Source organism: Bradyrhizobium sediminis, from assembly GCF_018736085.1.
Lineage (GTDB): Bacteria > Pseudomonadota > Alphaproteobacteria > Rhizobiales > Xanthobacteraceae > Bradyrhizobium > Bradyrhizobium sediminis.
This window is the reverse complement of the sequence record NZ_CP076134.1, coordinates 506,505-528,975: the sequence shown is the minus strand read 5'-3', so window position 1 is coordinate 528,975 and position 22,471 is coordinate 506,505. Positions and strand designations below refer to the sequence as shown.

Here is a 22,471-nt window from a genome sequence, read left to right as displayed (position 1 = left end):
GGTCCCCTCCTGTTGGTCACTCGCGGGTTAACGGTCATTCATCAATATGGTTCCTGGTCACCCTTTCAACGAAATGAAACCAAATTCAGGCGCTGCCGCGATGGAACCGGACCAACTTGCTGCAGGAAGATTCCGCGTGGAACAGCGCGATGTTCGCTAAACTGCCGCGGCATCGAGCCGCAAGAAATTCCGGGCTTTTCAAATCATGGCCGCGAAGCGGCTTTTTCGTCGTCGAGCAGACGCGCAAGCCATTGCCGGACATCGCCGGGCTCGTCGAAATGACCGGCCACACCCTTGGCCCGCCTGCCAACCGAAAATGCGAGGCCATCGAGATCGGGCATGATGGCGAACACCGATTCGTCGGTGACATCATCGCCGATGAACAGAGGGCGGCGCCCCCTGAACGGTCCATGCGTCATCAGTTCCCGCACGCCCGACGCCTTGGTGAAACCGGAATGCTTGATCTCGCAGACACATTTTCCGGGCAGGACTTCGATCGGCGCGTTGGGCAGATCGGCCCGGATCAACGACACCGCTTCATAGATCGCCTGCTCCGCCTGCGGCGCGAGACGGTAGTGCAGTGCCAGCGAATAGCCTTTGTCTTCGAGCAGGATTCCCGGGCTGAGCCTGGCAATGGCCGCGAGCCTCCGCTTCAATTCCTTGTCCATCGGCGGCGCATGGGTGGCGACCGCTTCGCTGTCGGCCGTAACCCGCATCTCCGCGCCGTGACCGCCTACCGCAGGAAACTGCCCGGGCGCAAAGATCAGGTCGATATCGTTCAACGAACGTCCGCTGACCAAGGCCAGCGCGCCCGAGGTGCGCTCCAGCAACCGGTTCAGGGTTTCAGCGAGACCCGGCGGCACCCAGACTTCGCGCGGCGTCGGCGCCAGATCGAGCAGCGTGCCGTCGATGTCGAGCAGGATCGCGGATCGCTCGAGATGCGGCAGCAGCGCGCGCGGCACCGGAACGGTCTCCGGCGACCCATCGTCATCTGATGACATGTCTTCCTGCATCGGCAAGTCGGCCAAATCCTGATCGATCAAGTCCTGATCCATTTCATCCTACTCCACAAAAGCCAGCGGTCGCGCAACCGATTCCAGCGCCCGGCGCTCGGCAGCGATGCCGTAACGCCACCCGATCGCGGCGGCCGCAATCATCAATCCGGATCCCAGGAGATAGCCGGCGAACACGCTGTCGCGGGATCCGGTATCGATCAGCGCTCCGAACAAGGCGGGGCCGGCGACGCCGCCGATGCCGGTGCCGATCGCATAGAACAGCGCGATCGCCAGCGCCCGGACCTCCAGCGGAAAGGTTTCGCTGACGGTGAGATAGGCCGCGCTGGCGGCCGGGGACGCAAAAAAGAAGATCACCATCCAGGCGATGGTCTGGGTCTCGGCGCTCAGCAGGCCGATCGAGAACAGATAGCCCGACAGCGCCAGCAGCACGCCCGAGACGCCATAGGTGAACGCGATCATCGCGCGGCGTCCCAGCGTGTCGAACAGGCGGCCGAGCAACAGCGGCCCGAGAAAATTACCGGCGGCAAACGGCAGGATGTACCAGCCGACCTGGTTCGACGCGATGCCGAAGAAATCGGTCAGCACCAGCGCGAAGGTGAAGAAGATCGCATTGTAGAAAAACGCCTGCGCCGTCATCAGCGCCAGTCCGACCAGCGAACGCGCGCGATAAAGCGAGAACAGCGTGTGCGCCACTTCGCGCAGCAGGGTGTGATGGCGCATCTTCAATCTGATCTTCGGCCAGGCGTGCTGCGGCCGATCTTGCGCGTTGCCGGTCGCCGACCGCTCGATATCGGCGACAACAGCATGCGCCTGATCGGGACGACCGTGAATCATCAGCCAGCGCGGGCTTTCCGGAATCCACATCCGCATCAGGAGCACCACGAGGCCGAGACCGGCGCCGCCGAGATATGCCAGCCGCCAGCCGAGATCGGGATCGATCACCGCGGGATCTAGCAGCACAATGGCGCTCACCGCGCCCATCGCAGCACCAATCCAGAAGCTGCCGTTGATCACAAGGTCGGTCCAGCCGCGATAGCGCGCCGGCACCAGTTCCTGGATCGTCGAATTGATCGCGGTATATTCGCCGCCGATGCCGGCGCCGGTGAGAAAGCGGAACAGCGCGTAGCTCCCGACATTCCATGACAGCGCGGTGGCTGCGGTTGCCGTCAGATAGAGCGCGAGCGTGATGAAGAACAGTTTCTTGCGCCCGATCCGGTCCGTCAGCCAGCCGAACCCGAGCGCGCCAAGCACGGCGCCGGCGAGATAGGCGCTGTTGGCAAAGCCGACATCGAGATTGCTGAAGCGAAGCGCCGGGCTTTCCTTCAGCGCGCCGGAGAGCGCGCCCGCCAGCGTGACCTCGAGCCCATCCAGAATCCAGGTGATGCCGAGCGCCAGCACCACGCGGGTGTGAAAGCCGCTCCAGCGCAGGCCATCGAGCCGCGAGGGAATGTCGGTTTCGACGATGCCGTCGCTGTTTGCTGGCGCAGGCGCGGAAGCGCCGTGATTCAAGACCGAGTTACGCTGTGCCAGTTGCAAATCCATTGAATCGGACCAATGCAAAACCACCCGGGAACGCTGAGTTCCAGGGCCCTCCACCCGGCTCGAATTGCGGCTACGGTCATCCTGCCATATTTAACAACGTTTGGATGGGTCAGGGGTTCCCGCACTGCGGCAAGGGAACCGATCGTCAGCGTTTATGTTTTTCGCAGCAATAACATGGAGCTGAATCATGGCTGCATCACGGAAACCAGCGCATTCGCGCACAAGCCCTGTACGGAAGAAGACCACTCCACGAAAGGCAGGCCCGGCGCGACAAAAGACGACTGTGAGAAAGGCGTCAGAGAAACGCTGGTCGCAGCGGGTGACCCGCGAAAGCAACGCGCTCGATCTGGAGCAAGGCGTCTTCAAACTGACCGATCCGAAGAAGATCGCGGCGTCGTTGAAGCACTCGGCGGAACGCAGTTCACGCCGCAAGGCAGGCGCCTACCGCTCGGCGCTCTCGATGCTGACCTTCTACATCAACCGCGCCGGCAGGACCTTGCCGAAGGCCCAGCGCGGGCGGCTGGAGCGGGCCAAGACGGAGTTGAAGCGACAGTTTGGGAGAGAGTGACTTTCGGCGCCGCGAATATCTCATCGTCGTCCCGGCGCAAGGCCGGGACGACATCGAGAGAGTCTGTCTCAAGCCGCCCTGATATTCGCCATGAAGCGATCGAGCTCTTCGCGCAGCCGCGCGCTCTCGCTGGAAAGCGTCTTGGCCGAGTTCAACACCTCCTCGGAGGCGGACCCGGTTTCGGTGGCGCCGCGATTGACTTGCATAATATTCGCAGCCGCTTCGTGGGTGCCTTGCGCGACGTTCTGAACGCTGCGCGCGATCTCCTGCGTCGCAGAGCTTTGCTGCTCCACAGCGCTGGCGATCGACGCGGCAATGTCCGAGATCTGGCCAATGGTGCCGCCGATTTCCTTGATCGCGGCTACCGATTCCTGCGTCGCACCCTGCATGCCGGAAATGTGCGACGATATCTCGTCGGTCGCTTTTGCGGTCTGGCTGGCCAGCGACTTGACCTCGGAGGCGACGACCGCGAAGCCGCGGCCGGCCTCGCCGGCGCGGGCGGCTTCGATGGTGGCGTTCAGCGCCAGCAGATTGGTCTGCTCGGCGATCGCCGTGATGAGCTTGACCACGTCGCCGATCTCCTGAGCCGCGCGCGACAGCTTGCCGATGCGGCCGTCGGTCTGCTGGGCCTGAGTCACCGCGGCTTCCGCGATCTTGTTGGATTCGCGCACCCGCCTGCCGATCTCGTCGACGGAAGCGGAAAGCTCCTCCGTCGCGGTGGCAACCGACTGCATGTTGCTGGAGGCCTCTTCCGATGCGCCGGCAACCTGGCTGGACAGGCTCTGGGTGGTTTCGGCGGTGCGCGTCAGCGTTCCGGCTGCGGACTCGAGCTGGACCGCCGACGCCGAAACGTTTGAGACGATGGCGCCCACCGCCGATTCGAAATCGTCGGCGAAGCGAATGAGTTCGGCACGGCGTGCCGCGCTGCTCGCCTTGTTCTGCGCCTCCTGGGTTGCAGCATCGCGCTCGGCCTTGGCTATGGCCTGCATCTTGAATTCCTCCACCGCGCCTGCCATCTCGCCGAGCTCGTCCTTGCGCCCGAGGCCGGGCAGCACGACATCGAAATTGCCGCCGGCGAGCTCCCGCATGGCCTTGCACATCGCGATCATCGGCCTGGAAATTCCCCTCCCCAGCAGCAGCGCCCACACCCCGCCGAGCAGGAAGCCGCCGGCCGCCAGCATCAGGATCAGGCGTTCGGTGTCGCCGATGCTCGCATTGGATTCGGCCTCCAGCCGTTGCTGGTCGGAGACCAGGCCCACCTTCAAGGCGCTCGCACCTTGCATGATCGCATCGGCGGATTTGGACATTTCGCCGCTGAGCTTCTCGGCCAATTTGGTGTTTTCAACGAGCTTGCCGAGGGCGTTGCGGAAGTCCGCGAACAGCGAATCGACCTCCTTGATGGTGGACTTTATCTTTTCGTCGCTCGTCGGTATCGCGTGCAGCGCGTTCAGGATGAAGTTCAGGCGGGCCAATGCGCTGGTCGCAGTCGCATAGTCGCCGTTGATGACGAAGGTGTTGGCCAGCTCCTTGATGGCCTGAAACTGGCCGAGCACCTGCTTTGCCCCGAATTCGACCGCCGGCAATTCGGCTTCCGCCGCCGCACTGGCGAGATCGTCGAGCTTGTAGTGCAGGGACATCTGACTGCGCATGAGCTGGTTTTGCGCGATGAGCGCACTTTCCTGCTTGGCCTTGAGAATGCCCGCGAAAATCCCGGAGAAGGTGCCGAATTCCTTGGCAAGCTGGGCGATCTGATCGCGCCGCGCCGGATCGGCGGTGCCCTTCATCGATTGGTCGATGGCATCCTTCAAGCTGGCCTCGGCGAACAGCGCCGCCTTGCCGTCGTCTTCCTTGCCGGTCATCATAAAGTATCGCGCCAGCGCGCGATATGAGATCAGCTCGCGGTCGATATTGCGCGCAAGATCGGCTTCCGAGACGCTGTTGCGGTAGGACGCCACGCCGGCGGCGACGCGCTCGAAGCCGAGATAGGCGATGCCCATGCTGGCGGCCGAGATGGCGAGCACGACGGCGAAGCCGAGCATGATCTTGGCGCGGAATCGCAAAGTCGGGAGTTTCGACGATATCGATGTTGATGCGGTATGTTCAGACAATCCCACCCCAAGCCCCCGTCTTCGTTCCAAGAACCAGCGGAATCGGGAGCGCGGCCCCCGACCCGGTGCCGAAAACTAGGGCAGAATCAATAAAGGGGCGTAAATTTGGACCAAATTCCTCATCCAAGGCGCGACTTCGTAGCCCGAAATGCCGATGCGGCGCGGGCCTCGGGGGCGGCCGGCGGCGCCAGCGCCGGCCAATTGGGGACCGTTGCAGCCTGGGCCCGGTCAAGGCCTGAAGCTTATCGAGCGCCATTCCCGGAATCATTTCCTGCACCACGAGGCCCCGCGTCCACACGGCGAAGCCGCGGCGTATCGGTCCCGGCCTTCGCCCGGGCGATGGCTGAAAGACGACATCACAATGACCTCCGCGACGAAAATCCTAGTTGCAAAGTTCCGTCCCCGTGCTTCTAATTAGAACAATTAAAAATCATCGGGAGGGATCACGCGTGTCTACAGTCAAATTGACAGTGAACGGCAAGGCCGTGTCGGCCGAGGTCGAGGATCGGACTCTCCTTGTCCATCTCCTGCGCGAGCAACTGAACCTGACCGGCACCCACGTCGGCTGCGACACCAGCCAGTGCGGCTCCTGCGTCGTCCATATCGACGGCAAGGCGGTCAAGTCATGCACCGTGCTGGCGGGACAAGCCGCAGGCAGCAATGTCACCACCATCGAGGGCATCTCGAAGGGCGACGAATTGCATCCGATGCAGGCCGCTTTCCGCGACAATCACGGACTGCAGTGCGGCTACTGCACGCCGGGCATGATCATGTCGGCGATCGACATCGTCAACCGCCATCATTCTCAAGGATCTGGCGGCAAGCTCGACGAGGCCACCGTCCGGCACGAGCTGGAAGGCAACATCTGCCGCTGCACCGGCTACCACAATATCGTCAAATCGGTGCTCGACGCCGCCGGCCGCATGAAGGTCGCGCAGGCGGCGGAATAGTCCCGCGTCCTGCACGACGAGAGCTTCGGAATTCGGAAAAACCGACTGCGGTCTGCGCCCACAGCATTTTGGCGCCGGCGATGCGGTCCGACAGGGAGAGATGCGATGGGTGTTGAGGGTATTGGCGCCAGCGTAGTGCGCAAGGAAGACCGGCGTTTCATCACAGGCAAGGGCCGCTACGTCGACGACATCAAGCTCGTCGGCATGACCTATGCGCATTTCATCCGCAGCCCGCACGCGCATGCCAAGGTGAAGAGCATCGACGCCTCGGCGGCGAAGAAGATGCCCGGTGTGGTCGACGTGCTCACGGGAAAGCAGATCGTCGATGACAAGGTCGGCAATTTGATCTGCGGCTGGGCCATCACCTCCAAGGACGGCTCGCCGATGAAGATGGGCGCATGGCCGGCGATGGCGCCGGAAACCGTGCGCTTCGTCGGACAGGCGGTCGCGGTCGTGATCGCCGAGACCAAGAACCAGGCCCGCGACGCCGCGGAAGCCGTCGTGGTCAATTACGAAGAACTCCCGGCCGCCGCCGATATTCGCGCCGCGATCAAGCCGGGCGCGCCGCAGCTGCATCCGGAAGCGCCGGGCAACGTGATCTACGACTGGACCATCGGCGAGGAAGCGGCGACAGACGCGGCGTTCAAGGCCGCGGCCAACGTGGTTTCGCTCGACATCACCAACAACCGGCTGGTGCCGAACGCGATGGAGCCGCGCGCGGCGATCGGGGAATATAACGAGGCCGAAGAGCATTTCACGCTGTACACGACCTCGCAGAATCCGCATGTCGCGCGCCTCGTGCTGTCGGCGTTCTACAACATCGCACAGGAGCACAAGCTGCGGGTGGTCGCACCCGATGTCGGCGGCGGTTTCGGCTCGAAGATCTTCATCTATCCCGAGGAAATGGTGGCGCTGTGGGCCTCCAAGAAGGTACGGCGCCCGGTGAAGTGGACCGGCGATCGTTCCGAGGCCTTCCTGACCGACGCCCATGGCCGCGATCATCTGACCAAGGCCGAACTGGCGTTCGACAAGGACAACAAGATCACCGGCCTGCGCGTCAAGACCTACGCAAATCTCGGCGCCTACATGTCGCTGTTCTCCTCCTCGGTGCCGACCTATCTCTATGCGACGCTGCTGTCGGGCCAGTACAACATCCCCAACATCTTCGCCGAGGTGATCAGCGTCTACACCAACACCACCCCGGTCGACGCCTATCGCGGCGCGGGCCGGCCCGAAGCCAGTTTCGTGGTGGAACGGCTGATGGAGACGGCGGCGCGGCAGTTGAAGGTCGATCCGGCGGAATTGCGCCGCAAGAACTTCATCACGCAATTCCCGCATCAGACCCCGGTCATCATGGCCTATGACATCGGCGATTTCGGCGCTTCGCTCGATTCCGCGATGAAGGCGATCGACTATGCCGGCTTCCCCGCGCGCAAGGCGAAGGCCAAATCCGAGGGCAAGCTGCGCGGCCTCGGCGTCTCCTGCTACATCGAGGCCTGCGGCATCGCACCCTCGAAGGCGGTCGGCAGCCTGGGCGCCGGCGTCGGCCTGTGGGAATCCGCCGAGGTCCGCGTCAATCCGGTCGGCACCATCGAGATCCTGACGGGATCGCACAGCCACGGCCAGGGCCATGAGACGACCTTCTGCCAGCTGGTCGCGGAACGCCTCGGCGTCCCGATCAGCCAGGTGCAGATCGTCCATGGCGATACCGACAAGGTGCAGTTCGGCATGGGCACCTACGGCTCGCGCTCGGCCGCCGTCGGCCTGACCGCGATCCTGAAAGCGATGGAGAAGGTCGAAGCCAAGGCCAAGAAGATCGCCGCGCATCAGCTCGAGGCGTCCGAGAACGACATCGTGATCGAGAACGGCGAGTTCAAGGTCACCGGCACCGACAAGTCGATCGCGCTGCCGATGGTCGCGCTCGCAGCCTACACCGCGCACAATCTGCCCGACGGCATGGAGCCCGGCCTGAAGGAGGGCGCGTTCTACGACCCGACCAACTTCACCTTCCCGGCCGGCGCCTATATCTGCGAGCTCGAGGTCGATTCCGCTACCGGCAAGACCTCCTTCGTCAACTTCGTCGCGGCCGACGATTTCGGACGGCTGATCAATCCGATGATCGTCGAAGGCCAGGTCCATGGCGGCCTTGCCCAGGGCATCGGCCAGGCGCTGCTCGAAGGCGCCGTCTATGACAGCTCCGGCCAGCTCGTGACCGCGTCGTTCATGGACTACACCATGCCGCGCGCCGACGACCTGCCGTCGTTTAAACTGTCGCACACCACGACGCTGTGTCCGGGCAATCCGCTCGGCGTCAAGGGCTGCGGCGAGGCCGGCGCGATCGGCGCATCCGCCGCCGTCATCAACGCCATCACCGACGCCATCGGCAACAACAAGCTCGAGATGCCGGCGACACCCGATCGGGTGTGGCACGCCATTCACGGTTAGCATTCGTCATTCCGGGGCGACGCGAAGCGTCGAACTAGGATGTGCAATTGCACATCTGAGAATCTGAAACTCGGCTAGACCTCTCGAGATTCCGGGTCTGCGCGCAAGGCGCGCATCCCGGAATGACGGAGAGGGTCAAAGGGAAAGTTACAGGGAGCAACACCATGTACGAGACCACTTATCATCGCCCCTCTTCCGTCGACGAAGCGGCAGCACTGTTTTCGAAGGGCAAGGAGTCGAAGTATCTCGCCGGCGGCCACACCCTGGTCCCGGTCATGAAGCAGCGGCTGGCCTCGCCATCCGACGTGATCGATCTCGGCAAACTCAAGGACCTGATCGGCATTGAGGCTTCCGGGGACATGCTGACCATCAAGGCGGCGACGACGCATTACGACGTCGCCACCAGCGGCCCTGTGCAAAAGGCCATCGCCGCGCTCGCCCATCTGGCCTCGCAGATCGGCGATCCGGCCGTGCGCCATCGCGGCACCATCGGCGGCTCGATCGCCAACAACGATCCGGCGGCGGACTATCCGGCGGCGGTGCTCGCCCTCGGCGCCACCGTGAAGACCAACAAGCGCTCGATCTCCGCCGACGAGTTCTTCAAGGGCCTGTTCTCGACCGCGCTGGCGGACGGCGAGATCATCACCCAGGTGTCGTTCCCGGTTCCGGCCAAGGCGGGGTATTCCAAGTTCCCGCATCCGGCATCGCGCTTCGCGCTGACCGGCGTGTTCGTGGTCAAGACCAAGGCGGGCGACGTCCGCGTCGCCGCCACCGGCGCCTCGCAGAGCGGCGTGATGCGGGTGCCGGCGATCGAGGCGGCGCTGAAGGCCAACTGGTCGGCGAGCGCGCTCGACGGCGTCAAGATTTCCGCTGATGGCCTGATGAGCGATATCCATGGCTCGTCGGACTATCGCGCCAATCTGATCAAAGTGATGGCGCAACGCGCGGTGACCGCCGCCGGCTGATAGCGTCTAAACACAAGGCTCATGCAAGCGGCGCGCTAGCAGCGCGCCGCTCTGCATTTGCCACCATTGCGGTCAAAAGACGCTTGCCACGCTGCCCACAAGGCGAGACAATTTAGCTAATCAACTAATTAAACGAAATAATCTTGCGCGTATTCTGATCGCAAAACCGGTACCCACCTTTGCGGAATGCGCGGCTCCCGGGAGGAACCATGAAGTTCGGCATTTTCTACGAGCACCAATTGCCGCGGCCGTGGAACGAGGGCGACGAGGTCAGGCTGTTTCAGGAGGCGCTCGACCAGGTCGAACTCGCCGACAGGCTCGGCATCGACTACGCCTGGGAAGTCGAGCACCATTTCCTCGAGGAATATTCGCACTCCTCCGCGCCGGAAATCTTCCTCGCGGCCTGCTCGCAGCGCACCAAGAAGATTCGCCTCGGCCACGGCATCTGCCTGATGCCGCCGAAATACAACCACCCGGCGCGGGTCGCCGAGCGTATCGCGACGCTGGACCTCGTCTCCAACGGCCGGGTCGAATTCGGCACCGGCGAGAGCGCCTCCCTGATGGAGCTCGGCGGCTTCAATGTCGGCTTCGATCCGGTCGAGAAGCGCCGGATGTGGAAGGAGGGCGTCGAGCAGTGCACCAACATGATGGCGATGGACCCCTATCCCGGCTTCAAGGGCGAGTTCTTCGAGATGCCCTGCCGCAACGTGGTGCCGAAACCGCTGCAGAAGCCGCATCCGCCGCTGTGGGTCGCCTGCTCCAACCGCGAGACCATCAAGATGGCGGCGCGCTGCGGCATCGGCGCGCTGACCTTTGCCTTCGTCGATCCGCGCGAGGCAAGGCAGTGGGTCGATGACTATTACCGCATCTTCAAGGAGGAATGCGTGCCGATCGGTCACGCGGTCAATCCCAACGTCGCGATGGTGACCGGCTTCTCGGTACATCCGGACGAGATGGAATCGCGCCGCCGCGGCGAGGACGGCCTGCGGTTCTTCCGCTACGGCCTCGCACATCATTATATCTTCGGCGAACACAAACCGGGCCGCACCGACATCTGGGCCAATTTCGAAAAGGCGCGGCATGCGCTGCCGCCGGCCGGCGCCGATCACGGCATCGGCACGCCGGACCAGCTGCGGACCCATCTGCGGCACTTCGAGGAGTCAGGCGTCGACCAGACCGTGTTCATCCAGCAGGGCGGCCGCAACCAGCACAAGCATATCTGCGAGGCGCTCGAGCTGTTCGCAAAGGACGTGATGCCGGAATTCCGTCAGCGCGAGATCGAACGCGAGAAGCAGAAACAGGAAGAGCTCGCGCCCTATATCGAGAAGGCGATGGCGCGCAAACAGGCGATGGAGCCGATGCGCGATGAGGAAATTCCGGTCTATGTCGCGCTCGGCCGCAAGATCGCCGAAGAAGGCGCCGCCACCGAGCGCCAGAAGCAGAACGCCAAGCTGTGGGCCGATGCCGCCAAGGTGACCCTCAGCGATCCTGCCCGCCACGGCGGCAAGACCTCCGCAACCTCCTAATCCTCCTACTTCATCAACGGAAAAAACAACGTGCTCGATAAATCAGCCCCCAAATCCTCCACCCGCACCTCCGGCCCGCTGGCGGGATTCCGCATCGTCGAATTCGCCGGCATCGGGCCCGGGCCCTTTGCCTGTATGATGCTGGCGGACATGGGCGCGGAAGTGGTCACGCTCGATCGCGTCGGCGCCAAGAAGAACATGAAGTCGGTCGCGGGCCGCGGACGAAAGGTGGTCGAGCTCGACCTCAAGGACAAGGCCGCGGTGGCGCAGGTGCTCGACCTCCTGGCCAATGCCGATGCGCTGATCGAAGGCTTTCGTCCCGGCGTGATGGAGCGGCTGGGACTGGGGCCCGAAATGGTGCAGGCGCGCAATCCGCGCCTGGTCTATGGCCGCATGACCGGATGGGGCCAGGAAGGTCCGCTGGCGCAGGCCGCCGGCCATGACATCAACTACATCTCGGTCACCGGCGCGCTGGCCGCGATCGGCCCGAAGGAAAAGCCGGTGCCGCCGCTCAACCTGGTCGGCGACTTCGGCGGCGGTGCACTCTACCTCATGGTCGGCGTGCTCGCCGCCCTGCTGGAAGCCTCGAAGTCCGGCAAGGGACAGGTGGTGGACGCCGCGATGTGCGACGGCGCCGCGTCGCTGATGTCGATGTTCTTCGACATGACCGCGATCGGCCGTTGGAGCGAAGGCCGCGAAAGCAATTTCCTCGACGGCGGCGCGCATTTCTACGGCGTCTACGAATGCGCCTGCGGCAATTTCATCTCGATCGGCTCGATCGAGCCGCAATTCTACGCGCTGCTGCGCCAGCATGCCGGCCTCGCCGACGCCGCCTTCGACGCCCAGATGGACCGCAAGGCCTGGCCCGCGCTGAAGGAAAAGCTCACAAAAGTGTTCAAGAGCAAGACACGCGAGGAGTGGTGCAGGATCATGGAAGGCACCGATATCTGCTTCGCGCCGATCCTGACCATGGCGGAAGCCCCGAAACATCCGCACATGGCCGCACGCAAGATCTTCGTCGAGCGCCACGGCGTCACCCAGCCCGCGCCCGCGCCGCGTTTTTCCCGCACGCCGTCCGCGATCCGCGAGCCGGAAGCGGCTGACATCGCGAGCCTTGCGAGCGAGTGGAAGGCGGGGAGATGACGCTCCAGCGTCATTCCGGGGCGCGCGTTAGCGCGAACCCGGAATCCAGAAGAATTGGCGCGAGATTCCCCGATGTGCAATTGCACATCTGAGGTTCGACGCTCTCGCGTCGCCCCGGAATGACGTAGCGAAACCTACGCCGCGTTATCCACCTTCAGTACGCCCCTGCGGATCTGGTCTTCCTCGATCGATTCGAACAGCGCCTTGAAGTTGCCTTCGCCGAAGCCGTCATCGCCCTTGCGTTGGATGAACTCGAAGAAGATCGGCCCGATCGCGTTGGCGGAAAAGATCTGCAGCAGCACCTTGGTGTGGCCGCCCTCCACCACGCCTTCACCGTCGATCAGGATGCCGTCGCGCTTCAGCCGGGCGACGTCCTCGCCGTGCTCGGGCAGCCGCGCATCGACCTTCTCGAAATAAGTGTCGGGCGGCGACGGCATGAACGGCAGGCCATCCGCGCGCAGCCTCTCGACGGTCCGGTAGATATCCCTCGAGCCGCAGGCGATGTGCTGGATGCCCTCGCCGCGATATACGCTAAGATATTCCTCGATCTGTCCGGAATCGCCGGCGTCCTCGTTGATCGGAATCCGGATCTTGCTGTCGGGGCTGGTCAGCGCCCGCGAGAACAGGCCGGAAGCGCGGCCCTCGATGTCGAAGAAGCGGATCTGCCGGAAGTTGAACAGTTTTTCGTAGAAGCCGGTCCAGACATCCATCCGGCCGCGATGGACGTTGTGGGTGAGATGATCGATATAATGCAGCCCGGCACCCTCCGGCCGCAAATCTTTCGCTCCTGTCCATTCGAACTCGGCGTCATAGGCCGAGCCCTTGGCGCCGTAGCGGTCGACGAAATACAGCAGGCTGCCGCCGATACCCTTGATGGCGGGGACATCGAGCACCTCCTGAACAGGAGATATGTCCGCAGGCTCGGCGCCGAGCGACAGCGCGCGCTCGTAGGCCCGCTTTGCGTCGACGACGCGAAACGCCATCGACGGCGCGCAGGGTCCGTGCGCGGCAACGAAGTTGGCGCCGTGCGTGCCCGGCTGCTCGTTGACCAGATAATTGATATCGCCCTGGCGATAGACCGTGACTTTCTTGGTCCGGTGGCGGGCGACCGGCGCATAGCCCATCAGCCGGAACAGCGCGTGCAGCTCTTCGGGCCGAGGATGGGCATATTCGACGAACTCGAAGCCGTCGGTGCCCATGGGATTGTCGGCTGATATCGCGGCCGCCGGCGCGTCGTGCGGAAATGGACCCATGGCTGGCGAATCTCCCCTGATTTGAAGCTTGAATAGTCGGTCGCCGGAGGCGCAATGTGCGTGCAAATGGTTGGCAATGTCGCCACATCATGCACGGTTCGTGCACAAATCAGGATTTTCGCGCATGATCTAGGTCGACGCCTTTGACCTCAAGATATTGAGCGCGCTGCAGGATGACGGCCGCCTGACCAACCAGCAGCTCGCCGATCTGGCCGGCCTGTCGGCCTCGCAATGCTCACGGCGGCGCATGCGGCTGGAGGAGGAAAAGCTGATCGCCGGCTATCACGCCGACCTCGCCGCCGAGGCGCTCGGCTTCAACGTCATCGCCTTCATTCAGATTACGCTCGCGACCCACTCGCCCGACAATGCGAAGAAGTTTCGCGCGCTGGTCAACCGCGTTGACGATATCCAGGAGGCCTATTCGCTGACCGGGGACGCCGACTATCTGTTGAAAGCGGTGCTGCGCGACCTCAAGAGCCTGTCGGACATCGTCAACAACGTGCTGATGCCGCACCAGAGCGTGGCGCATGTCCGCTCCTCGATCGTGCTGGACCGGTTGAAGGAGAGCGCAAGGCTGCCGCTCAAGGAATTGGCGCGGTAATTTCGAGGGAGATGGCCGAAATCGAGGGAGATTCGGCATTCGAATCAAGCCGCCGATTTGCAATGATCCGCCTCGCCTCAACCTGACGAGACACCCATGGTGCTGCAACTCCGGCCGAACTGCGAATATTGCGACAAGGACCTGCCGCCCAATTCAACGGAAGCACGGATCTGCTCTTACGAATGCACGTTCTGCGCGGACTGCGTGGAGACCAGGCTCCACAATGTATGCCCGAACTGCGGCGGCGGTTTCGTGCCGCGGCCGATCCGCCCCGCGAATGAATGGCGGCCCGGCGTATCCGTGCAGAAGCATCCGCCGTCGGACAAGCGCGTGCACCTCAAATACAGCCCCGACGAGGTCGCCGCGCATTCGGCGAAGCTGCGGAATATTGCGCCGGAGATGCGCTGACGCGCCCACATCGTCATTGCGAGCGAAGCGAAGCAATCCACCTTTCCGCCTGCGGCGCGATGGATTGCTTCGTCGCTATCGCTCCTCGCAATGACGGCAAAGTCATTCCGCCGCCACGATCGTCCCCTCGACCTCGCCGAAGCCGACACGGTAGCCGTCGCCCTGGCACCAGCCGTGGAAGCTGAGCGAATCGCCGTCTTCGAGAAACGTCCGCTTGACGCCACCAGCCAGCTCGACCGGTTCGGTGCCGTTCCAGCTGATTTCCAGGAGGCTGCCGCGCTGGTGCTTGTCCGGGCCGGAGATGGTGCCGCTCCCTAAGAGATCGCCGACGTTCATGGCGCAGCCGGATGAGGCGTGGTGCACCAGTTGCTGCACCGAGGACCAGTACATGTATTTGAAGTTGGTGCGGCAGATGTTGGCGGCTTCATTCATTTGCGCCGCGCGCAGGGCGACGTCGAGCTGCAGGTCGTAATTGTTGGGCTCGGTCTGCCGCAGATACGGCAGCGGCGCCGGATCCTGCACCGGGCCCTGAACGCGGAACGGCTCCAGCGCTTCGCGGGTGACGATCCACGGGCTGATCGAGGTCGCAAAGGCCTTGGCCTGGAACGGCCCGAGCGGCACGTACTCCCATTGCTGGATATCGCGCGCGCTCCAGTCGTTCAGCATCACGAAGCCGAAGATCATCGCCTCCGCCTGCTTCTCGGTGAGCATCTCGCCCATCACCGAGGATTGGCCGACCACCACGCCCATTTCCAGCTCGAAGTCGAGCCGCTTGCACGGTCCAAAACTCGGCACCTCGGCGCTCGGCGGCTTCAACTGGCCGCGCGGCCGGCGCACTTTGGTGCCGGAGACCACGACCGTGGAGGCGCGGCCGTTATAGGCGATCGGCATGTGCAGCCAGTTCGGCTGCAGCGCGTTGTCCTTGCCGCGGAACATGACGCCGACATTGGTGGCGTGTTCCTTCGACGAATAGAAATCGGTGTAGCCGGCGACCGCGATCGGCAGGTGCAGCCTGGCGTCCGCCATCGGCACCAGCGCGCTGGAGCGCAGGATCTTGTTATCGCGCAGCTGCGGATTGTCGTGACGCAATAGCTCGCTGATTCGCGCCCGGGTACGCGACCACACCTTAGGCCCCAATGCCATGAAAGCGTTGAGCGAGCCTTGCGCGAATACGTCGAAGGCCGGCGCGAGATCGATCAGCCCTTCCCCCTCCAGCACCGCGAGATCGAGAACATGATCGCCGATCGCGACCCCGACTCGGGGTGCAGGCGCGGCGGCGGTCGAGAACACGCCGTAAGGCAGGTTCTGGATCGGGAAGTCGGAAGCGGGATCGACTGGGATGAAGGAGCGAAGGGTGGGATCGTTGGGGTGGGGCAAATTTGTCGGTCCTGCTTGTTGTTCACCGTCATTCCGGGATGCGCCGCCAGGCGCAGACCTCAGATGTGCAATTGCACATCGGGGGAACCTCGAGATTCCGGGTTCATCGCGGCGCGATGCCCCGGAATGACGCTCAGGGAATGGGTCGGAACCTACGGCTTGTTCGGATCGAACCGCTTTTCCAGTCCCTTCCAGCAATCCGCGTAATCGTGCTGCAATGTCGACGACTTCGCCGCATGCGCGGTGATGCGCTGGGGAAAGCGCGTCTCGAACATGAAGGCCATGGTGCCGGTCAGCTTGACCGGCTTCAATTCGCCGTTGCTGGCATGGTCGAAGGCCTCGCGGTCCGGGCCGTGCGGCAGCATCATGTTGTGCAGGCTGATGCCGCCGGGCGTGAAGCCTTGCGGCTTGGCATCGTAGACGCCGTAGATCAGCCCCATGAATTCCGACATGATATTTATGTGATACCACGGCGGACGAAAGGTGTTTTCCGCCACCATCCAGCGCTCCGGGAAGATGACGAAGTCGATGTTGGCGGTGCCCGGGGTTTCCGAAGGCGCCGTCAGCACCGTGAAGATCGACGGATCAGGATGGTCGAAACCGACCGCGCCGACCGGCGAGAAGGTGCGCAAATCGTATTTATACGGCGCGTAATTGCCGTGCCAGGCGACGACGTCGATCGGCGAATGCGGCAGCGTGGTCTTGAACAGCGAGCCGCCCCATTTCACGAACAGTTCGGTCGGCGTGTCCTTGTCCTCGTAGGCCGCGACCGGCGTGAGGAAATCGCGCGGATTGGCGAGGCAATTGGCGCCGATCGGGCCGCGCTCCGGCAGCGTGAAGGCGCCGCCGTAATTCTCGCAGAGATAGCCGCGCGCCGGACCGCCTGACAGTTCGACGCGGAACTTGACGCCGCGCGGGATCACCACGATCTCGGCAGGCCCGGCATCGATCCGCCCGAACTCGGTGACGAAGCGCAGGCTTCCCTGCTGCGGCACGAACATCATCTCGCCGTCGGCATTGTAGAAATGCTGATCGACCATCGATTTGGTGATGAGGTAGACATGCGCCGCCATGCCTGCTTGCGTGTTGGCGTCGCCCGCCGTCGTCATGGTCTGCACGCCCTGCAGGAAGGTCTTGTCTTCCTTCGGAATCGGCGCCGGGTCCCAGCGCAACTGCTCGACCGATATTTCCTGCTCGAAGCACGGCGCGGTGCGCCACAGCCCGGCATCGACCCTGGCGAAGCGGCCGGAATGTTTCACCGACGGCCTGATGCGATAGAGCCAGGAGCGCTCATTGCTGCCGCGCGGCGCCGTGAACGGCGAGCCCGAGAGTTGCTCGGCATAGAGCCCATAGGCGCAACGCTGCGGCGAGTTGCGCCCGATCGGCAGCGCGCCGGGCAGCGCCTCGGTCTCGAAGCTGTTGCCGAAGCCGGACATGTAGCCCGGCGTGATATTGACGGAGCTCCGGCCGATCACGTCGGGAGAGGTGTTTATGTTCATGGTCATCCTCCTTGCAAGGCGGCCCACATTTCCTGGTCGCGTTTGTCGGTCCAGATCACGGGATCGTCGATCCCCGACGCTTCGTCGAACGCGCGCGAGACGTTGAACGGCAGGCAGTGCTCGTAGATCGCGAAGCTGGAAAACTTCGGATCCATCACCTCGCGGGCCGCCGCCCAGGTTTCCTTGAGGCTGCGCCCCTTGGCGACCGCCGATTCGGCCGCGCCGTAGAGCGTGGTGACGAAATCGCGCGTCATCGCGATCGCCTCGCGCCCGGTGGCGACACCCTTGAGCGCGTCGCCGCGTCCCGGCGCGATCGCCTTGGGATTGAAGGCGCGAATTTCGTTGAGCGTCATCGGCCATTCGCGCAGATGCGCGTCGCCGCAATAACAGGCGGAATGATATTCGATCAGGTCGCCGGAAAACATCACTTCGGCATCCGGCACCCACGCCACGATATCGCCGGAGGTGTGCCCCGCGCCGAGCTGCATCAGCCGCACTTCGCGCTTGCCGAGATAGATCGACATCTCGCCTTCGAAAGTGAGCGTCGGCCAGGTCAGGCCGGGGATACTCTCGGCATCCTGGAACAGCCGCGGAAAGCGGCCGTATTCGGAATCCCAGTCCTGCTGGCCGCGCTCTTCGATCAGCCGGTAAGTTTCCTGCGAGGCGATGATGCCTTGCGCCTTGTAGGCGGAGGCGCCAAGCACCCGCACCGCGTGATAATGCGACAGCACCACATATTTGATCGGCTTGTCGGTGACCTTGCGCACCCGCTCGATCACCTTGTTGGCCATCGCCGGCGTCGCCTGCGCGTCGAACACGAGGCAGCCGTCGTCGCCGACGATCACGGCCGAATTGGGATCGCCCTCGGCGGTGAAGGCATAGAGGTCGGTGCCGATCTCGGAGAAGGTGATTTTCTTCTCCGCCATGTCGGTCGTCGATGCGAAACCTTTTGCCATTAGTTCAATTCCCTGTGTGAGACTCTGTGTCCATTCCCGTCATTGCGAGGAGCGAAGCGACGAAGCAATCCAGCTTTCTCTTTCTCTTCGCAAGAAACGAGAAAGATGGATTGCTTCGCTTCGCTCGCAATGACGGTCTTGGGCATGTTCATGCTACTATTGCTGTTGTTGCTGCTGTTGTTGCTGGCTCGCATCCGCCATCCGCCGCTGCGCCAGCGAAATCGCTTCGCGCAGCACGGCGAGATCGCCGATGTGATTGGCCAGAATGAGGACCAGCGCCGCGTCGAGATCGGCGCTCTGCTCGTCGCTCAGGCCGCGATGCGCTTCGACCACGGCGCGAAACGCATCGTCCGGCTTGGCGAAATTCGATGAGGTGGATAATGCCATGACCGGAACCTCAATTCGTGCCGGTAGCGCGCGCCAGCGCGGCGTCGAGCGCTGATCGAGTCGGCTGCCGGAAGCGCGCGGCGACATAGCCGTCCGGCCGCAGCAAATAGGCGGTGCCGGGCTCGGCATCGTAGCGCGCGCCAACCAGGCCGGCGGGATCGGCAAGGCCATCCTTGCCGCCGATCCGGATCACGCCGACGCCATCAGGCACCTCGGGCGCCGCGCCATTGGCGAACTCCAGCAACGTGAACCGCTTTCCCGCTTCGATGAAGGCGTCGGTCAAATATGTGGGATCGCCGGATCGCTCGGCAACCGGCGCGTCCGGCATCGAAGCGCCGGGCCGCGGGCCGCCGCGCCACGTCTCTGAGTCGGCCGTCGACAACGGCGAATCGTAGATCGAGGGAACCGAGAGCCGGCCGGCATTGATCATGCGCTTGCCGAATTCGGTTTCCTTGGCGAGCGACAGCACCGCTTTGCGCAGCCGCGCTTCCTGCCGCGAAACCGGCGCCATGAAGTCGGTCGATCGGGTCGATTCGCGAATGTTCTCGTCGGCCGCAGCGCTGCGCTCGAGATGATAACTCTCGAGCAAGGCCTCCGGCGACAACTTCCGCAGCACGCGGTCGAGTTTCCAGGCGAGGTTCTCGGCGTCTTCAAGACCCGAATTGGCGCCCCTCGCGCCGAACGGCGAGACCTGGTGCGCGGAATCGCCAGCAAAGATCACGCGGCCATGGATGAACTTGTCCATCCGCCGGCACTGAAACTTGTACAGCGATATCCATTCGAAATCGAACTTGTCATGCCCGAGCATGCGCGCGATCCGCGGCCGCACATTCTCCGGCCGTTTCTCGACCGCGGGATCCGCATCCGGACTGAGCTGCAGATCGATCCGCCAGATGTCGTCCGGTTGCCGGTGCAACAGTGCCGACCGGCCGGCATGGAACGGCGGGTCGAACCAGAACCAGCGCTCGGTCGGAAATTCCGCGCTCATCTTGACGTCGGCGATCAGAAACTGATCCTCGAAGACTTTGCCGGCGAATTCCGCGCCCACCATCTGCCGCAGCGGCGACCGGGCGCCGTCGCAGGCGACGAGATAGTCGGCGCGCAGCCGATAGGGTCCGTCGGGGGTGTCGACCGTCAGCACCGAATGATCGTTGCGCTGCTCCAGCCCGGTCACCTTGTTGCGCCAGCGCAGGTCGATCGCGGCAAGCTCCCGCACCCGGTCCACCAGATAGGCCTCGGCATAGAATTGCTGGAGGTTGATGAAGGCGGGCCGCTTGTGCCCCTCCTCCGGCAGCAGGTTGAACTGGTAGAGCTGCGAGGCGCCGTGAAAGATCTTGCCGACGCTCCAGACCACGCCCTTGTCGACCATGCGCTGGCCGATGCCGAGCCGGTCCCAATATTCCAGCGAGCGCTTGGAGAAGCAGATCGCCCGCGAGCCCTCGCCGATCCGGTCGGCATCGTCGAGCAGCACGACGCGATGGCCGCGCTGCGCCAGATCGATCGCGAACGACAGCCCGACCGGTCCGGCGCCGACCACGACCACCTGATGACGCGCCGCGTCGCCGTCACGGCGATCCTGATCGGAATGACGCTGGTAACCGAACTGGATGTGGGACTGCTGCGCCATGCGGCTACCAACCTTGCGACTAGCCAAGGGCCTGCGACTCTGCTAATTAGTCGCACCTGCAACTATCTTAAACCCTTTGGGTGTGCGGCCGTCAACTCAAATTGGAGCGATTCTTGCCAAAGGCGTTTTCGAGCGAAGTGGGCGCCGGTTCGCGCGAAGAAGACGTGCCCGGAGAAAGCTCGAAGCTCGACCTCTTCGGCTTTGTGCCGTTCCGGCTGAACCGGCTGGCGGCCGAGGTCTCCTCCGCGCTCTCCAGCGAATATCAGGAGCGCTACGGGCTCGACATTCCGGAATGGCGCGTGCTGGCGACGCTCGGTTTCCGCGACGAGGCCTGCAGCGCGCAATACATTTCGCACTGCACCCGAACCCACAAATCCACCATCAGCCGCGCCGTCACCACGCTGATGCAGCGGCAGCTCGTGGAACGGGTCGCGAACGCGGACGACCGTCGCGAGTTTGCGCTGCGCATGACGCAAAAGGGCAAGGCGCTGTACCGGGAACTGATCCCGCGCCTGTTGCGCCGGGAGCAGGAGATCCTGTCCTGCCTCTCGGCGCAGGAGCGGAAAACTTTCGCAGCCATGCTCGGCAAGATCGAGAAAAGCCTCGACCTGGTGCAGACGGCGAAGGAAGCGGGCGTCAAGGACGCGTATTGACAGTTTGCGTCACGGCCGGGCGCCATAGAGGCCGGCTCACTTCACTGCCGTCACCACGATCTCCACAATATGCGGCGGTTCGAGATCGACGCCGATGCAGGCCCGCATCGGAGGATTCCTGGCGTCGACCCATTCGTCCCAGGCGCGGTTCATCTCGCTCTTGCGCTTCATGTCGGTGATGTAGACGATCGCCGAAAGGATCTTGCTCTTGTCCGAGCCACACAGCGCGAGGCTCTCGTCGATGCGGGCCAGCGCCTTTGCGCTCTGTTCATACATCGAGGAGGTCACCGGATCGGGCGCGACCGCCACCGTGAGCACGAGGTCGCCATGAACGACGGCGCGGCTGCGTGTCGGCGTAAGGCCGGGAAAGCGGGTGATCATGGCTAGCTCCATTGTCATTCCGGGGCGCATCGGAGATGCGAACCCGGAATCTCGAGATTCCCCGATGTGCAATTGCACATCTGAGGTTCGATGCGGAGCCTGTCATCGGGCCGCGCTTTGCGCGGACCCGTTGGCATCGCCCCGGAATGACGACAACTATCCCCGATCAACATACTTCGCGATGACGGGAAAATACGCCCCGCCCGAGCCGGCATCGATCGCTTCCTGCAAAATCCTGCCGGTCAGCTCGGCGCCGCGGATTTCGATGCCGGCGTCACGGGCCAGTTCCAGCGCGTAAGACAGATCCTTCAAGGCATATTCGGTCGAGAAGGCGCGTTCGGGAAAACTGCCCGGTACGATCGCCTTCATGCCGTGATTGCGCAGCGCGAAGCTGTCGGCCGATCCCTTCGACAGGGTATCGAGCAGCAGCGCCGGATCGACGCCGTTGTGTTTGGCCAGCGCCACCGCTTCGGAAAGCGCATTGACGGTTTCGAACAGCACCATGTTGTTGAGGATTTTTGTCACCTGCCCGGCGCCAACGCCGCCGCAGTTGGTGACGTCGGTGGCAAAGCAGCGGATCAGGGGCTCGATCGCGGCGAAGATTTCGCCCGTGGCGCCGACCATGACGCTGAGCGTGCCGTCCTGCGCCGCCTGGCGGGTGCGCGCGATCGGCGCGTCGGCCCAGGTCGCGCCCCTGGCCTGCAACTGTTTTGCGAAATCCCGGGTCTGGTTGACCGAAGAGGTGCCGAGATCGACCACGACCTGGCCCTTGCGGATATTCTTCAGGATGCCGTCGCCATTGAACACCGCGTGCACGTGTTTGGCGCTGGGCAGGCACAGGAACACGATGTCGCTGTTGTTGACGACGTCGGCGACAGACACGGCGACAGCGGCGCCATCGGCGGCCAGCCGTGCCAGCGGCTCCGGTGAAAGGTCGAAGGCAATCACGGGCGCGCCGCTTTTCCTGACGAGGTTGCGGCAGATCGGCTCGCCCATCACGCCGAGGCCGATGAAACCGATGGTCTTGTAGTCTGGCATGAGTTTGCTCTTTATTGTTTTGGCGATT

General features: G+C 63.5%; 20 protein-coding genes. 9 read left to right on the top strand and 11 right to left on the bottom strand.

All coding sequences use genetic code 11. The features are described from left to right. Window positions 1-203: 203 nt before the first annotated feature. Together otsB and KMZ29_RS02530 are read right to left on the bottom strand one after the other, a co-directional pair. Window positions 204-1,013 (bottom strand): trehalose-phosphatase, encoded by an 810-nt coding sequence (gene otsB / locus KMZ29_RS02535; protein ID WP_369810158.1) that lies wholly within the window; start codon window positions 1,011-1,013, stop codon window positions 204-206. 48 nt (window positions 1,014-1,061) lie between these two features. Further along, entirely contained in the window at window positions 1,062-2,558 is a 1,497-nt protein-coding gene (locus tag KMZ29_RS02530; protein WP_215622334.1) for an MFS transporter, read from the bottom strand. A gap of 187 nt (window positions 2,559-2,745) precedes the next feature. Here KMZ29_RS02530 and KMZ29_RS02525 point away from each other — a divergent pair, with 187 nt between their 5' ends. Continuing rightward, complete coding sequence (locus tag KMZ29_RS02525) at window positions 2,746-3,126, top strand: DUF3175 domain-containing protein (RefSeq protein WP_215622333.1); 381 nt, start codon at window positions 2,746-2,748, stop codon at window positions 3,124-3,126. 68 nt (window positions 3,127-3,194) lie between these two features. On the opposite strand, the gene KMZ29_RS02520 is transcribed toward KMZ29_RS02525, so the two are convergent. Continuing rightward, window positions 3,195-5,165, bottom strand: a complete 1,971-nt coding sequence (locus KMZ29_RS02520; protein WP_215624108.1) for a methyl-accepting chemotaxis protein — start codon at window positions 5,163-5,165, stop codon at window positions 3,195-3,197. Between the two features lie 518 nt (window positions 5,166-5,683). Between KMZ29_RS02520 and KMZ29_RS02515 the strand changes: the two genes are divergently transcribed. The 5 genes from KMZ29_RS02515 (at window position 5,684) to KMZ29_RS02495 (ending at window position 12,263) form a co-directional block, all read left to right on the top strand. Beyond that, window positions 5,684-6,184 carry a (2Fe-2S)-binding protein gene (locus tag KMZ29_RS02515; RefSeq protein ID WP_215622332.1) on the top strand — a complete coding sequence of 167 codons (501 nt, stop codon included), beginning with the start codon at window positions 5,684-5,686 and terminating at the stop codon, window positions 6,182-6,184. A gap of 105 nt (window positions 6,185-6,289) precedes the next feature. After that, on the top strand, window positions 6,290-8,629 hold the full coding sequence (locus KMZ29_RS02510) for a xanthine dehydrogenase family protein molybdopterin-binding subunit (RefSeq protein WP_215622331.1): 2,340 nt from the start codon (window positions 6,290-6,292) through the stop codon (window positions 8,627-8,629). Between the two features lie 164 nt (window positions 8,630-8,793). Further along, window positions 8,794-9,594: an FAD binding domain-containing protein gene (locus KMZ29_RS02505; RefSeq protein WP_215622330.1), complete on the top strand. Its 801-nt coding sequence runs from the start codon at window positions 8,794-8,796 to the stop codon at window positions 9,592-9,594. Window positions 9,595-9,803: 209 nt separating this feature from the next. Continuing rightward, complete coding sequence (locus KMZ29_RS02500; RefSeq protein WP_215622329.1) at window positions 9,804-11,120, top strand: LLM class flavin-dependent oxidoreductase; 1,317 nt, start codon at window positions 9,804-9,806, stop codon at window positions 11,118-11,120. Window positions 11,121-11,150: 30 nt separating this feature from the next. Then, window positions 11,151-12,263, top strand: a complete 1,113-nt coding sequence (locus KMZ29_RS02495) for a CaiB/BaiF CoA transferase family protein (RefSeq protein WP_215622328.1) — start codon at window positions 11,151-11,153, stop codon at window positions 12,261-12,263. A 134-nt stretch (window positions 12,264-12,397) separates the two neighbouring features. On the opposite strand, the gene hppD is transcribed toward KMZ29_RS02495, so the two are convergent. After that, on the bottom strand, window positions 12,398-13,516 hold the full coding sequence (gene hppD, locus KMZ29_RS02490) for a 4-hydroxyphenylpyruvate dioxygenase (RefSeq protein WP_215622327.1): 1,119 nt from the start codon (window positions 13,514-13,516) through the stop codon (window positions 12,398-12,400). A 157-nt stretch (window positions 13,517-13,673) separates the two neighbouring features. Here hppD and KMZ29_RS02485 point away from each other — a divergent pair, with 157 nt between their 5' ends. Together KMZ29_RS02485 and KMZ29_RS02480 are read left to right on the top strand one after the other, a co-directional pair. After that, window positions 13,674-14,117, top strand: a complete 444-nt coding sequence (locus tag KMZ29_RS02485) for an Lrp/AsnC family transcriptional regulator (RefSeq protein WP_369810067.1) — start codon at window positions 13,674-13,676, stop codon at window positions 14,115-14,117. A gap of 96 nt (window positions 14,118-14,213) precedes the next feature. Beyond that, entirely contained in the window at window positions 14,214-14,525 is a 312-nt protein-coding gene (locus KMZ29_RS02480) for a DUF1272 domain-containing protein (protein WP_215622326.1), read from the top strand. Window positions 14,526-14,627: 102 nt separating this feature from the next. Here KMZ29_RS02480 and fahA read toward each other — a convergent pair whose 3' ends face one another. The 5 genes from fahA to KMZ29_RS02455 all read right to left on the bottom strand — a co-directional run bounded on the left by fahA (window position 14,628) and on the right by KMZ29_RS02455 (window position 20,371). Beyond that, a complete protein-coding gene (fahA, locus tag KMZ29_RS02475; protein ID WP_215622325.1) occupies window positions 14,628-15,902 on the bottom strand; it encodes a fumarylacetoacetase in 1,275 nt (424 codons plus the stop codon). Between the two features lie 152 nt (window positions 15,903-16,054). After that, entirely contained in the window at window positions 16,055-17,401 is a 1,347-nt protein-coding gene (hmgA, locus tag KMZ29_RS02470; protein WP_215622324.1) for a homogentisate 1,2-dioxygenase, read from the bottom strand. 2 nt (window positions 17,402-17,403) lie between these two features. Beyond that, window positions 17,404-18,357 (bottom strand): MBL fold metallo-hydrolase, encoded by a 954-nt coding sequence (locus KMZ29_RS02465; RefSeq protein WP_215622323.1) that lies wholly within the window; start codon window positions 18,355-18,357, stop codon window positions 17,404-17,406. A 156-nt stretch (window positions 18,358-18,513) separates the two neighbouring features. After that, window positions 18,514-18,744, bottom strand: a complete 231-nt coding sequence (locus KMZ29_RS02460) for a DUF2783 domain-containing protein (RefSeq protein ID WP_215622322.1) — start codon at window positions 18,742-18,744, stop codon at window positions 18,514-18,516. A gap of 10 nt (window positions 18,745-18,754) precedes the next feature. Next, window positions 18,755-20,371, bottom strand: a complete 1,617-nt coding sequence (locus KMZ29_RS02455) for an FAD-dependent oxidoreductase (protein WP_215622321.1) — start codon at window positions 20,369-20,371, stop codon at window positions 18,755-18,757. 137 nt (window positions 20,372-20,508) lie between these two features. On the opposite strand from KMZ29_RS02455, the gene KMZ29_RS02450 reads away from it, so the two are divergent. Further along, the gene (locus KMZ29_RS02450; RefSeq protein ID WP_249779988.1) at window positions 20,509-21,024 is read left to right on the top strand and encodes a MarR family winged helix-turn-helix transcriptional regulator; all 516 of its coding nucleotides are present in this window, start codon (window positions 20,509-20,511) and stop codon (window positions 21,022-21,024) included. A gap of 36 nt (window positions 21,025-21,060) precedes the next feature. Here the strand turns inward: KMZ29_RS02450 and KMZ29_RS02445 are convergent, their stop codons facing one another. Together KMZ29_RS02445 and KMZ29_RS02440 are read right to left on the bottom strand one after the other, a co-directional pair. Further along, window positions 21,061-21,405 carry a RidA family protein gene (locus KMZ29_RS02445; RefSeq protein ID WP_215622319.1) on the bottom strand — a complete coding sequence of 115 codons (345 nt, stop codon included), beginning with the start codon at window positions 21,403-21,405 and terminating at the stop codon, window positions 21,061-21,063. Between the two features lie 156 nt (window positions 21,406-21,561). Then, window positions 21,562-22,470 (bottom strand): NAD(P)-dependent oxidoreductase, encoded by a 909-nt coding sequence (locus tag KMZ29_RS02440; protein ID WP_249779987.1) that lies wholly within the window; start codon window positions 22,468-22,470, stop codon window positions 21,562-21,564. Between the last annotated feature and the right edge of the window lies 1 nt (window position 22,471).

What these genes read in the sequence shown, in the direction of transcription:
- hmgA (WP_215622324.1), bottom strand. Translation starts at nt 17,401, where the DNA reads ATGAACATAAACACCTCTCCCGACGTGATCGGCCGGAGCTCCGTCAAT.
- KMZ29_RS02505 (WP_215622330.1), top strand. Translation starts at nt 8,794, where the DNA reads ATGTACGAGACCACTTATCATCGCCCCTCTTCCGTCGACGAAGCGGCA.
- KMZ29_RS02520 (WP_215624108.1), bottom strand. Translation starts at nt 5,165, where the DNA reads ATGCTCGGCTTCGCCGTCGTGCTCGCCATCTCGGCCGCCAGCATGGGC.
- KMZ29_RS02530 (WP_215622334.1), bottom strand. Translation starts at nt 2,558, where the DNA reads ATGGATTTGCAACTGGCACAGCGTAACTCGGTCTTGAATCACGGCGCT.
- otsB (WP_369810158.1), bottom strand. Translation starts at nt 1,013, where the DNA reads ATGCAGGAAGACATGTCATCAGATGACGATGGGTCGCCGGAGACCGTT.
- KMZ29_RS02525 (WP_215622333.1), top strand. Translation starts at nt 2,746, where the DNA reads ATGGCTGCATCACGGAAACCAGCGCATTCGCGCACAAGCCCTGTACGG.
- hppD (WP_215622327.1), bottom strand. Translation starts at nt 13,516, where the DNA reads ATGGGTCCATTTCCGCACGACGCGCCGGCGGCCGCGATATCAGCCGAC.
- KMZ29_RS02480 (WP_215622326.1), top strand. Translation starts at nt 14,214, where the DNA reads ATGGTGCTGCAACTCCGGCCGAACTGCGAATATTGCGACAAGGACCTG.
- KMZ29_RS02455 (WP_215622321.1), bottom strand. Translation starts at nt 20,371, where the DNA reads ATGGCGCAGCAGTCCCACATCCAGTTCGGTTACCAGCGTCATTCCGAT.
- KMZ29_RS02465 (WP_215622323.1), bottom strand. Translation starts at nt 18,357, where the DNA reads ATGGCAAAAGGTTTCGCATCGACGACCGACATGGCGGAGAAGAAAATC.
- KMZ29_RS02445 (WP_215622319.1), bottom strand. Translation starts at nt 21,405, where the DNA reads ATGATCACCCGCTTTCCCGGCCTTACGCCGACACGCAGCCGCGCCGTC.
- KMZ29_RS02510 (WP_215622331.1), top strand. Translation starts at nt 6,290, where the DNA reads ATGGGTGTTGAGGGTATTGGCGCCAGCGTAGTGCGCAAGGAAGACCGG.
- KMZ29_RS02460 (WP_215622322.1), bottom strand. Translation starts at nt 18,744, where the DNA reads ATGGCATTATCCACCTCATCGAATTTCGCCAAGCCGGACGATGCGTTT.
- KMZ29_RS02500 (WP_215622329.1), top strand. Translation starts at nt 9,804, where the DNA reads ATGAAGTTCGGCATTTTCTACGAGCACCAATTGCCGCGGCCGTGGAAC.